Source organism: Actinospineispora eucalypti, assembly GCF_039543365.1.
In the GTDB taxonomy this organism is placed as follows: Bacteria; Actinomycetota; Actinomycetes; order Mycobacteriales; family Pseudonocardiaceae; genus Pseudonocardia; species Pseudonocardia eucalypti.
Genome location: NZ_BAABJP010000046.1, coordinates 1 through 11,590 on the forward strand (window position 1 = coordinate 1; position 11,590 = coordinate 11,590).

An 11,590-nucleotide genomic window follows, 5' to 3' on the forward strand; every position below is an offset into this window, starting at 1 on the left:
GCCCATCTCGCCGGACCTCAGCCCGGCGCGTCGGGCCGGAAACACCGATCTTGGAACAGTCCCCCAGGTGGGAGACCCGGCACACCCGAGTGGGGTGTGCCGAGGTCTCGTGTCCGGGTCAGGCGCCGACGGGTTCGGCGTCGGGGTCCATGGGTTGGCGTTCGGGGAGGGCGCGGAGGGCCGCCAGGGGCGGTTCGCGCCAGGGGTCGGGCAGGGCGCCCTTCCTTGCGTTCTCGATGGCCCGCCAGACGGCGTGGGGGGTGCAGGGGAGGTCGATGTGGCGGATGCCGAGGTGGCTGACCGCGTCGACGATGGCGTTGTGCACGGCGGGGGTGGAGCCGACGGTGGCGCTCTCCCCGATGCCCTTGGCGCCCAGTGGGTTGTGCGGCGTGGGCGTCTCGGTGTTGGACACGTCGAACCAGGGCAGGTCGGCCGCCGACGGGATGGTGTAGTCGGTCAGCGTGGCCGTGGTCGGGTTGCCGTCCGCGTCGTAGACGAAGTGCTCCCAGAGCGTCTGGGCCATGCCCTGGGCCAGCCCGCCGTGCTGCTGACCGGCCACGATCAGCGGGTTGAGGATGCGCCCGCAGTCGTCCACCGCGTAGTGCTTGAGCGGGGTGACCTTGCCGGTGTCGGTGTCCACCTCCACCACGGACAGGTGGGTGCCGAACGGGAAGGTGGAACCGCCCTGCTGCTCCCAGTCCAGCTCGGTGCCCAGCCGCTGGCCGCGCTCGGTGGCGGCCTCGGACAGCTTCGACCAGCTGAGCGTCCGGTCCGGCACGCCGGCCACGCCCAGCTCGCCGCTGTCCGAGACCTCGATGTCGTCGACGTCGGCCTCGAGCAGCTCAGCCGCCAGCTCGCGGGCGGACTGCAGCACCACCTCGGCGGCCCGGTTCACCGCATTGCCGCCGATCTGCAGCGAACGGGAGCCCATGGTCCCGCCGCCGCGCGGCACCTCGGCGGTGTCCGCCTGGACAAACTTGATCTTCTCCAGCGGAATGCCCAGCCGGTCCGACACGATCATGCCGAACGAGGTGGCGTGCCCCTGGCCGTGCGCCGAGGTGCCCACCTTGATGGTCGCCCCGCCGTCGGCGTGCACGTCCACGGCGGCCCACTCGGTGAAGTTGCCGGCGCCGGTGACCTCCACGTAGGAGGCCAGCCCGATGCCCAGCTGCTTGGGGTCACCGCTGCTCCGGCGGCGCTCCTGCTCGGCCCGCAGGTCTTCGTAGCCGGCCAGCTCGAGCGCCTTGCGCAGCGGCAGCTCGTAGTCACCGTTGTCGTACGGCGCGCCGACCACGGTGGTGTGCGGGAACTCGTCGGGCTGGATGTAGTTGCGCCGGCGCAGCTCGGCCGGGTCGATCTTCAGTTCGACGGCGGCCATGTCCATGATCCGCTCGAGCAGCTCGGCCGCCTCCGGACGGCCGGCGCCGCGGAACGCACCGACCGAGGCGGTGTTGGTGAGCACCGCGGCGACGTTGTAGCTGATCTTCGGGATGCGGTAGACGCCGGCCGACATCATGCGGGTGAACACGATGCCCAGGAAGCCGTTGAACCCGCCGTAGGCACCGCAGTCCACCAGCACGTTCAGCCGCAGGCCGACGATCGTGCCGTCCTGGCGCAGGCCCATCTCCACCCACTCCTGCTGGGCCCGGCCGTGCATCATGGAGACCGCGTTCTCCGAGCGGGTCTCGATCCACTTCACCGGGCGGCCCAGCTTCAGCGCGGCGGCCAGCACGACCAGGTGCTCGGCCTGCGCGCCGATCTTGGCGCCGAACCCGCCGCCGACGTGCGGCGAGATCACCCGCAGCCGGGACATGTCCATGCCGATGCCACCGGCCAGCAGCGCCTGGGCCATGTGGGCCGCCTGCGCGGACACGTAGACCGTGGCGTCGTAGTCCGTGCCGTCGATGCCGCCCGGGATGGCGATCATCGCGTTGGGCTCCATCGGCATCGGGGCCAGCCGCTGGTTGCGCATGGTCACCCGGACCACGACGTCGGCGCCCTCGAGCGGGTCGCCCTCCTCGTCCGGCTCCCGCTCGCCGGCGGCGATGTTGGAGCCCAGCTCCTCGAACTGGAGCGGGCCGTCCGGGTCGAGGGCCGCTTCCAGGTCGACCACCACGTCGAGCGGGTCGTAGTCCACCACGACCAGCTCGGCGGCGTCGTTGGCCTGGGCCTTGGTGTCCGCGATGACGACCGCGACCACATCCCCGACGAACCGGACCTTGCCCACCGCGAGCGGCGGCCGGGCGGTCTTCGGGTTCAACGGGATGGCCCCGACCTGCGGGGCAAGGTTGAGGTCCTCGGCCAGATACACCGCGCGCACGCCGGGCGCGGTCTTTGCCTCAGAAGTGTCGACGCCCTCGATAAGGGCGTGGGCCAATGGCGACCGGACGAAGGTCGCGTGCAAGGTGTCGGGGATGTCCAGGTTGTCCACATAGGTGCCCTGGCCACGCATCAACTCGTCGTCTTCGACCCGCCGCACCTCGGTGCCAAGAATGGATCCGCGCATAGCCGGACTGTAGCCGCGATCACCCCGGGCCGGCACGCCGAGGTCCCGCGTGCCGGCCGGCGGCCTCTCAGATGGGCTCGATGTTGGAGATCAGCCACTTGCCGTCGGCGAGGGTCATGGTGACCCGCATGCCGGCCGCGCCGGTGGCCGGCTGGGGCGCGCTGGCCGCGCGCACCGTCTGGTTCACGAACAGCAGCACCTTGGCCTCCCGCGGCCCGGACTCGATAACCGCCGCGTGCGTCACCTCGGCATTGGTGGACAGCTTCGTCTGCTTGCTCGCCGGCAGCAGGAACTGGGTGGCGAGCTGGTCGAAGTCGGCGGCGAACTTGCCGGTGAGCAGCGCCTTGGTCCGGGCGATGTCCGCGTCGATGGTGTCCGAGTTGTAGCTGAGTGCCTGCGCGGACGAGGTGCGCGCCGCATCCAGGGCGGCGGTCCGGTCCTGCTCGGCGTTCGAGCTGCTCACCGCCTGGACGGTGAAGAAGCCGACCGCGATCGCCAGGCCCAGGACGACCACCCCGAGCACCAGCGGCACCAGCGTCCGGGATCGGCCGCCGGCCGCGTTCGGCTCGGCCGGCTTGGTCTTCTCCTCCGACTCGAGCACGACGGTCTTGTCGTCCGCGTCGGCCTCGGTCTTGGCGTCGGTCTTGGTGTCACTGATGCTCATACGAAGTTCACCTCCGACGCCAGCCAGCGGCTGCCGTCATGCTGGAGTTGGACGGAGATCCGGTACGAGACCTGCTGCGGCTGGGGCAGCTTGCTGCTCGAGATCGTCGCCGCGACGGAGACCAGCACCGACGCGGACTTGTCGTCGATCTTCTCCACGGCCGCACCGTTGACGGTGCCCTTGGAGCTGGCGTTCAGCTGCTGCAGCGCACCCTGCAGCTGCCCGCTGAGGCTGCCGATCTTGTTCTTGAAGTCGCCCGTGGTCTCGCCGTTCAGGCTGGCGATCACCGCCTGGGCGTTGTCCGCGCCCAGCGAGGTGAGGTCGGTGGCGACCTTCTGCGCCACGCCGGACGCCTCCACCCGCTGGGCGTCCAGATCGGCCGCCGACCGGTTGTGCACGAACAGCAGCACACCGGCCACCAGCAGCCCGACCGCCACCACGCTCAACGCGCCGACCAGGATCTTCCACTGCTTGGACGGCCCGCCCGAGCGGGGCGAGGGAAGTACGACGGTCTCTTCCTCGCCGGCCAGCTTGGCCGACGCGGCGGCGGCCTTCACGCCGTTCTCCTCCGCCTTCGGGGAGGAGATCACCACCGTCCGTTCGTCCTTGTCGTCCTCGGACTTCTCGGTCTTCGCATCCTCGGAAGCCTTGGCCTCCTCAGGCTTGGCGTCCTCGGAAGCCTTGGACTCCGCGGGCTCCGCGTCCTCGGAAGCCTTGGACTCCGCAGGCTTCGCGTCGTCGGCCTCAGACTGCTCAGGCTTGGCGCCCTTGGCCTCAGGCTCCTCAGCCTTGGCCTCCGCGACCGGCGCGTCCGCGTCCTTCTCCGGCGCCGCGTCGGTGGCCTCGGCGCCGGCGGGCTTGGCGCCCTCGGCCTTCGTGTCCGCGGGCTTCTCGGCCGGCGCGTCCTCGACCTTGGCGTCCTCGACCTTGGCGTCAGCCGGCTTCTCCGCCACCTCGGCGGCGGGTTCAGCCTTCGCGGGCTCCGCCGGCTTGGCCTCACCCTTCGCGGGCTCGGCGTCCCCGGCGGCCTTCGCCTCGGAGACTGCGGCGTCAGCCTTGGCGGCCCCGTCCTTCGCCTCCGATGCCTTCACCTCGGAAGCCTCGGTCTCCTCGACCGCGGCGTCGGCCTTGGCCACCTCGGCGTCGGCCTTCGGTTCCTCGGCTTTCGCCTCGGCCCCGGGCTTCGTATCCGCCTTCTCCTGGGGCGTTGTGGTAGACGCGGCCTCGGCCTTGGGCTCCTCGGGCCCCGCGTCGCCTGGTCCCACCTTGACCTGAGCCATCAGCTGTCGACCTCGCTCACTGCGCTATGACGGCGGCGCCGAGCGATACCGGGACAGAGCGGCCGCCGAGTGCACTGGCACCGGGCGGAGTTGGTGGCCCCGCCCAGTGTGGGGAGCGCCCCGGTGCAGGAGATGGTAAGTGGCCGCCACCACTCGCCGTCCGGCGGGGGCACCAATGCCTTCACCCAATGCGGGGAAATCGCTCTCCTTGCTTGCGCAAGCCGTGTAGTTGCGCTCTCACGTATCGCCGTGGCCCAGCGGGCGTGCTATCGCACAGGTTGCGGGCAGGACGGCTGGGCAGAAAGGTATGCGGAAGTTCTCAGGAAACGGGTCCACCAGCGCCGGGAGGCCGTCCAGATGATCGCGACCAAGTCGAGCACCGTGGCCGACGTGCCGGCGCGCAGCGCCCGCCGCACGCCCGACCGGGTGGCGCTGCGCTTCGCCGGCCGGACGTGGACCTACCGGGAGCTGGACGACGCGGTCAGCCGGGCGGCGGCCGTCCTGCTCGGGCTCGGCCTGGACAAGGGCGACCGGGTCGCCGCCTACGGGAAGAACTCGGACGCCTACGTGATCGGTTTCCTGGCCTGCGCCAGGGCCGGCCTGGTGCACGTGCCGATCAACTACAACCTGACCGGAGACGAGCTGGCCTACCTGGTGGAGCAGTCCGGGGCCAGCGCGATCCTGGTCGATCCGGCGCTGGCCGGGCCGGTGGAGGCGCTGCCCGAGCCGCCGAAGCAGGTGCTCGCGCTGCGCGACACGGAGGACTCGCTGCTGGCCCGCGCCAGTGCCGGCGAGGTGCCGCACATCGACGTCCCGGTGGCGGACACCGACCTGGTCCAGCTGCTCTACACCTCCGGCACCACCAGCCGGCCCAAGGGCGCGATGATGACCCACCGGGCGCTGGTGCACGAGTACGTGTCCTGCATCGTGGCCATGGGCTGCCACGAGCACGACCAGCCGCTGCACCCGATGCCGCTGTACCACTCGGCCGGCATGCACGTGTTGATGCTCCCCTACCTGGCCGTCGGCGCGACCAATCACGTGATGGAGGCCCCGGACGTCCCGGAGATCCTGCGCCGGATCGAGGCGGACAAGATCGGCGCGCTGTTCCTGGCCCCCACGGTGTGGGTGCCGCTCTCCCAGCACCCCGACTTCGCCACCCGGGACCTGAGCTCGCTGCGCAAGGCCTTCTACGGGGCGTCGATCATGCCGGGGCCGGTGCTGGAGCGGCTCCAGCAGGCGCTGCCCGGGCTGGGCTTCTACAACCTGTTCGGGCAGTCCGAGATCGGCCCGCTGGCCACCGCGCTGCAGCCGGAGGAGCACCCCGACCGGCCCGGCTCCTGCGGCCGCGCGGTGCTGTTCGTGGAGCTGCGGGTGGTGGACGGCGAGGGCAACGACGTCGCGCCGGGCGAGCTGGGCGAGGTGGTCTACCGCTCGCCGCAGCTGTGCGAGGGCTACTGGGAGAAGCCGGAGGAGACGGCCGAGGCGTTCGCCAGCGGCTGGTTCCACTCCGGTGACCTGGTTCGCGCGGACGAGGAGGGCTACATCACCGTGGTGGACCGGATCAAGGACGTGATCAACACGGGCGGTGTGCTAGTGGCCTCCCGCGAGGTCGAGGACGCCCTCTACACCCACCCGGCGGTCGCCGAGGCGGCGGTGATCGGCGTGCCGCACGAGCGGTGGATCGAGGCGATCACCGCGTTCGTGGTGACCAAGTCACCGGTGGACCCCGAGGAGCTGATCGCGCACGCCAAGGGCCGGCTGGCCGGCTTCAAGGTGCCCAAGGCGGTGCACCTGGTCGGGGAGCTGCCCCGCAACGCGTCCGGCAAGCTGCTCAAACGGGTCCTGCGCGACCAGCTGCCCTAGCGACAAGGCCGCCCGGTTAACGGGTCGCACCGGTCGTCTTCGGTCCGCCGGTGCGGCGGGAATCGGGTCCGAAGGATCGGCCCGGACGGCGGCGCGGTGGCCGCCCTGCCGCGGTTCGCGCTCCCGACCGCCGGCCTCGTTACGGAACGTGACCGGTATCGGTCGGGTTCGGTTTGTCCCATTCACCGAAGTCGACACCATTCTGGTTTTTTCCAAGATCAAACCAGAATGGTGTCGCACTCGACGACGACCCGCCGCGGAATCGACCGCGCGGCCTCCGCGCCTGGCAACCCTGCGTTACGAAGGCCGCCACACACCAACCGTTCGTCCTGAGCACGGGAGCGGGCGCACGGGAGCGGGCGCGGGTGGCGAGCGAAAGGCGCCGGGCGAGACCGAGCCGCGCCAGCCCGACCGGTCCGCGCCGTCGAGGCCGTCTTTCGAACCCGACCCCCGCCGAACCGGCGGACCGAAGACGACCGGTGCGGCCCCTGACTGAAGGACGTTGGCCCTAGCCCGGCTGATCAGGCCGGTACCGGCGCCCCGGTCAGCCGGTACCGGATGGGCAGCCGCTTCAGCCCGCTGACGAACGTGCTGGGCACCCCCTCGGGGGTGCCGGCCAGCTCGATGTGCTCCAGCCGGGGCAGCAGCTCGGCGAAGATGGCCTGGGTCTCCATGCGGGCGAGTGCCGCGCCGAGGCAGAAGTGCACGCCGGCGCCGAACGCCACGTGCCGGTTCGGCCGCCGGGTCACGTCGAACACGTCCGGGTTGTCGAACTCCTCCTCGTCCCGGTTGCCCGACGGGTACATGAGCAGCAGGCTCTGCCCGGCCTTGATGGTCTGCCCGCCGATCTCGTAGTCCTCCCGCGCGGTGCGCATGAACTCCTTCACCGGCGTGACCCAGCGGATCATCTCCTCCACCGCGCCGGGCATCAGGCTCGGGTCGGCCCGCAGCTTCTCCAGCTGGTCGGGGTGCTCGAGCAGGGCGTGCAGCCCACCGGCGATGGTCGAGCTGGTGGTGTCGTGCCCGGCGGTCGCGATGATCACGAAGTAGGAGGCGCAGTCGATGTCGGACAGGTACTCGCCGTCGATCCGGGCGTTGGCGATCGCCGAGGCCAGGTCCTCGGTCGGGGTCTCCCGGCGGTCGTTGATCAGCCGCTGGAAGTAGGCGAAGAAGTCCATCACCACGGCCATCTGCTCCTCCGGGGTCTCCCCCCGGCGGCGCTCCGGGTCGTCCCCGCCGAAGATCTCCTGGGTGAGCTGCAGCATCCGGGGGAAGTCGCTCTCCGGCAGCCCGAGCAGGGACAGGATCACCTGCAGCGGGTAGTGCACGGCGACCTCGCTGACGAAGTCGCACTCGCTGCCCCTGGCCGCCATCTGGTCCACGTACCGCCGCGCCAGGACGTCCACGTTCTCCTGCATGGTGCGCAGCGTCTTGGGCTTGAACCAGTCGGCCGCGACCGGGCGCAGCGCCTTGTGGTCCGGGTCGTCGATGTGGATCAGGGTGCGCAGCAGCTGGCCCTGCTCGGCCTGCCGCTGGTCCTCCACGGCGGGGACCAGCACCGGGCGCGGGTGGTTGCGGAACTGCTGGTGGTTCTTCTCGATCTCCAGGATGTGCGCCCGCTTGGTGATCACCCAGAACGGGTTGTACTCGGGCAGGCCGTCGACCCAGTGAACCGGCGACTCCCGGCGCAGCAGGGCGCACGCCTCGTGCAGGCGGCGTTCCTCCGCGTACGCGGTCGGGTCGATCACGGTCAACCCGGCCTGCTCAACTGTCATGGTCATCGATGACTCCAATCGGGGGCCTGGGTCGTCGCGAACAGACCGTACCTGATGGTATGTTCATTCTGAAAGGGCCGCACCCGGTAGGGCCGGGAGCGTCGCGTTCAGCTCCTCGAGCATGGCGCGCAGCGTCACGACATCGACCGGGTTCTCCCGCTGCTGAACGCCCACCAGCAGGGAGATGGCCATCCGGGCGCGCAGCCCGGCCCGCTCCTCGGACAGCCCGAACAGCCGCATCGACTCGGCGATGTGCCGTTCCCGCGCGGCGTCCACACGGGTCACCACCGCGTGTACCTCGGGGTTGCTGCGGCCCCAGGCGCGCAGCGCCGCCTCGGCGCCGTGCGGCAGGCCCTCGGCGATGCGCAGCAGCAGCTCATAGCGGGCCACCGGGTCCGGCTCGGCCGAGGACACCTCGATCAGCCGCTGGCTGCGTTCGTCCGCCCAGAACCGCAGCAGGGCGCTCACCAGCTCCGGCATGCCGGTGAAGTGGTGGTAGAAGGAACCCTTGGTGACACCGAGGCGGGCGCACAGCTCGGCCACCGTCAGGCCCTCGCTGCCGGCCTCGGCGAGCACCTCAAGGGCCGCCTCGAGATAGGCCGACCGACTTACCCGCGCCATCCGGCTCCGCCCTTTCGCCTGAGGCGTGTCCCGGGCCGAGCCTAACGGTTGTCCCGCCCCCGCCCGGCGAACGGCACGGTCTCCACGTGTCCACCGGTCGTCGCAACGGCGGTTGCCCAGCGCAGTCGCCCCGCCGCCCCGCCGCGGCATAAGAGCTAACAACTTCACACGTCAGGTCCGGGCCTTGTGACCTGCGCCGACGGTACCTACGGTCGAATCACCCACGAGTAGGGAGGTCGGGGAGATGATGGCACTGCGCGGCACGGACAGCTGCACCACCAACTGCGGCTGCAGCACACCGTAGGACGTAGCCGACCGGGAGCAGCGGCGCTCCCGGTCACCTCGCGCGGGCCGGATGGCCGCGGCAGTATGTGCCGCATGGCCGCCACCCCCTCCGTACACATCACCGGGCGCGGCATGACCGCCGCCGACCAGCTCGCCCGGCACGCCCGCAAGATCCCGAACCAGCCGGCGATCAGCTTCGGCGAGGACGGCCGCACCTACCGTGAGCTGGACGAACGGGTCAGCCGGCTGGCCAACGCGCTGCGCGCCCGGGGGGTCGGGGCCGGCGACCGGGTGGCCATCCTGGGACTGAACTCGATCGAGTACATCGAGGCGATGCTCGCCTCGGTGCGCCTCGGGGCGATCTGCGTGCCGATCAACTTCCGGCTGGTGGCCAGGGAGATCGCCTACGCCCTCGCCGACAGCGGCTCGGTGGCCGTGGTGGTGGACCCGATGTTCGCCGAGGCGCTGGCCTCGGCGCGCGCGGAGGCCCCCTCGGTGCACACCGTGCTGGTCATCGGGGAGGACTACGAACGAGCGCTGGCCGGGGCCGACCCGGAGTTCGGCGAGCTGGTGGTGGACGAGCACGCGCCGGCGTTCATCATGTACACCTCGGGCACCACGGGCCGCCCGAAGGGCGCGGTGCTCACCCACTACAACCTGATGCTGCACGCGTTCAGCTGCAGCGTGCACGTCGGCGCACCGGCCGACGACCGGGTGTCCCTGAACGGCGCGCCGATGTTCCACATCGCCGGGGTGTCCGGGTACCTGATGTGCCTGCTGCCCGGCGGGAAGTTCGTGATCACGCCGTCCGGCGGGTTCGACCCGGCGGCCATGGTGGACCTGCTGGAACGGGAGCGGGTGTCCACCTGCTTCTTCGTGCCCTCGCAGTGGCAGGCGATCTGCGCCGTGCCGGGCATCGCCGAGCGAGACCTCTCCGCGCTGCGCCGCGCCTCCTGGGGCGCCGCTCCCGCCTCCACCACGCTGCTGCGCACCATGATGGAAACGTTCCCCCTGGCCAACGTGCAGACCGCGTTCGGGCAGACCGAGTGCAGCCCGGTCACCTGCTACCTGATCGGCGAGGACGCCATCCGCAAGATCGGGTCGGTGGGAACGCCCATCCTCAACGTCGAGGTCCGGGTGGTGGACGACGAGATGAACGACGTGCCGAGGGGCACGGTCGGCGAGATCGTCTACCGGGGCCCCATGGTGATGAAGGAGTACTGGAACAACCCGGAGGCGACCGCCGAGGCCTTCGCCGGCGGCTGGTTCCACTCCGGCGACCTGGTCCGGGAGGACGAGGACGGCTTCTTCTACGTGGTGGACCGGAAGAAGGACATGATCATCTCGGGCGGGGAGAACATCTACTGCGCCGAGGTGGAGAACGTGCTCGCCGGTCACCCCAAGGTGGCCGACGTCTCCCTGATCGGCGTGGCCGACCCCAAGTGGGGCGAGACGCCGCTGGCCGTGATCGTGCCGGCCGACCAGGCCGACCCGCCGGATGCCGAGGAGATCGAGGCGTTCGCCCGGCAACACCTGGCGGCGTACAAGTGCCCCCGGCGGATCGCCCTGCTGGACGCGCTTCCCCGCAACCCCAGCGGGAAGGTGTTGAAGGTCGAGCTGAGGTCGGCGTTCGGCGCGGAGAACGTGGTTTCGGCCCCTCAGGTGTAACCCACACGCGGTGACCGACGTCAAACTGAAGCGTTCCAGCAATAGAGAACGAGTCGTCTTCAAGTAAAGTACGAATATGACCTCACAGGCCGAGCTGGCCCAACCGACCGACGACTGCCGCGAGTCGGTGGAGGCGGACGCCTGCGCCTCGGCGGAGGGCGACCATCGCCGGGCCCCGCGCCGCCGGGGGGAGGCGCTGACCGCCGCGATCTTCGAGGCCACGCTGGCCGAACTGGACGAGTTCGGCTACGCGGAGCTCACCATGGAGAGGGTGGCGAACCGGGCGCACGCCAGCAAGGGTTCGCTGTACCGGCGCTGGACGAACCGGGCCGAGCTGGTGGTGGACGCGCTGGAACACATCCGGCCGTTCGAGCTGGAGGCACCGGACACCGGCGACATCCGGGAGGACCTGCTCGGGCTGCTGCGCGCAATCACCGCGCGGTTCGAGGGCGCGCCGGGCGAGGGCGCCCGGGGAATGATCGTGGAGACGGTGCGGGACCCGGACCTGATGCACGTCGTCCGCCGCCGCTTCGTGGACCCGGTGATCAACATGGTGCTGGACCTCATGCGCCGCGGCGCGGTACGCGGCGAGGTGCGGCCCAGTGCGCTCACCCACCGGGTGGCCAACGTGGGCCCGGCGCTGCTCCGGCACCACTTCCTGGTGCACGGCGGCCCGATCGCCGACGAGTTCGTGGTGGAGATCGTGGACGAGGTCCTCATGCCCCTCATCTCGATCTGACCCAGACGACCGGAGGCCCGGGTCCCGTTGGCTGGGACCCGGGCCTCCGGGGTTTCGTTGGGAACTACCGGGGTGCCTGGCCGCCCGGGGCCACCTGCGCCTGCGGAAGCAGGATCGGCTGACCCTCGCGCAGACCGGAAACCACCTCGGTGTTGTCGTCACCGACCATGCCCGGCTGGAACGGCT

General features: G+C 70.7%; 8 protein-coding genes. 3 read left to right on the plus strand and 5 right to left on the minus strand.

Annotated features, from left to right (window positions below):
* Window positions 1-118 precede the first annotated feature (118 nt).
* The 3 genes from ABEB12_RS34280 to ABEB12_RS34290 form a co-directional block, all read right to left on the minus strand.
* Window positions 119-2,506, minus strand: coding sequence for a molybdopterin cofactor-binding domain-containing protein (locus tag ABEB12_RS34280; RefSeq protein ID WP_185060698.1), 2,388 nt, complete (start codon window positions 2,504-2,506; stop codon window positions 119-121).
* Between the two features lie 67 nt (window positions 2,507-2,573).
* Window positions 2,574-3,170 (minus strand): hypothetical protein, encoded by a 597-nt coding sequence (locus ABEB12_RS34285; protein WP_185060697.1) that lies wholly within the window; start codon window positions 3,168-3,170, stop codon window positions 2,574-2,576.
* Complete coding sequence (locus ABEB12_RS34290) at window positions 3,167-4,450, minus strand: hypothetical protein (protein ID WP_185060696.1); 1,284 nt, start codon at window positions 4,448-4,450, stop codon at window positions 3,167-3,169. The genes ABEB12_RS34285 and ABEB12_RS34290 overlap by 4 nt, the downstream gene beginning before the upstream one ends.
* Before the next feature lie 357 nt (window positions 4,451-4,807).
* Between ABEB12_RS34290 and ABEB12_RS34295 the strand changes: the two genes are divergently transcribed.
* The gene (locus ABEB12_RS34295) at window positions 4,808-6,316 is read left to right on the plus strand and encodes a fatty acyl-CoA synthetase (RefSeq protein ID WP_185060695.1); all 1,509 of its coding nucleotides are present in this window, start codon (window positions 4,808-4,810) and stop codon (window positions 6,314-6,316) included.
* 521 nt (window positions 6,317-6,837) lie between these two features.
* Here ABEB12_RS34295 and ABEB12_RS34300 read toward each other — a convergent pair.
* Both ABEB12_RS34300 and ABEB12_RS34305 read right to left on the minus strand, forming a co-directional pair.
* The gene (locus ABEB12_RS34300) at window positions 6,838-8,097 is read right to left on the minus strand and encodes a cytochrome P450 (RefSeq protein ID WP_185060694.1); all 1,260 of its coding nucleotides are present in this window, start codon (window positions 8,095-8,097) and stop codon (window positions 6,838-6,840) included.
* Window positions 8,098-8,154: 57 nt separating this feature from the next.
* Window positions 8,155-8,712, minus strand: coding sequence for a TetR family transcriptional regulator (locus tag ABEB12_RS34305; protein ID WP_185060693.1), 558 nt, complete (start codon window positions 8,710-8,712; stop codon window positions 8,155-8,157).
* A 378-nt stretch (window positions 8,713-9,090) separates the two neighbouring features.
* Here ABEB12_RS34305 and ABEB12_RS34310 point away from each other — a divergent pair, with 378 nt between their 5' ends.
* Window positions 9,091-10,665, plus strand: a complete 1,575-nt coding sequence (locus ABEB12_RS34310; RefSeq protein WP_185060692.1) for a long-chain-fatty-acid--CoA ligase — start codon at window positions 9,091-9,093, stop codon at window positions 10,663-10,665.
* 76 nt (window positions 10,666-10,741) lie between these two features.
* Entirely contained in the window at window positions 10,742-11,404 is a 663-nt protein-coding gene (locus ABEB12_RS34315; protein WP_185060691.1) for a TetR/AcrR family transcriptional regulator C-terminal ligand-binding domain-containing protein, read from the plus strand.
* Window positions 11,405-11,590 lie beyond the last annotated feature (186 nt).

Bases quoted from the DNA above. Each gene is read 5' to 3' on its own strand.
- ABEB12_RS34280 (WP_185060698.1), bottom strand. From the start codon at position 2,506: ATGCGCGGATCCATTCTTGGCACCGAGGTGCGGCGGGTCGAAGACGAC.
- ABEB12_RS34285 (WP_185060697.1), bottom strand. From the start codon at position 3,170: ATGAGCATCAGTGACACCAAGACCGACGCCAAGACCGAGGCCGACGCG.
- ABEB12_RS34290 (WP_185060696.1), bottom strand. From the start codon at position 4,450: ATGGCTCAGGTCAAGGTGGGACCAGGCGACGCGGGGCCCGAGGAGCCC.
- ABEB12_RS34295 (WP_185060695.1), top strand. From the start codon at position 4,808: ATGATCGCGACCAAGTCGAGCACCGTGGCCGACGTGCCGGCGCGCAGC.
- ABEB12_RS34300 (WP_185060694.1), bottom strand. From the start codon at position 8,097: ATGACCATGACAGTTGAGCAGGCCGGGTTGACCGTGATCGACCCGACC.
- ABEB12_RS34305 (WP_185060693.1), bottom strand. From the start codon at position 8,712: ATGGCGCGGGTAAGTCGGTCGGCCTATCTCGAGGCGGCCCTTGAGGTG.
- ABEB12_RS34310 (WP_185060692.1), top strand. From the start codon at position 9,091: ATGGCCGCCACCCCCTCCGTACACATCACCGGGCGCGGCATGACCGCC.
- ABEB12_RS34315 (WP_185060691.1), top strand. From the start codon at position 10,742: ATGACCTCACAGGCCGAGCTGGCCCAACCGACCGACGACTGCCGCGAG.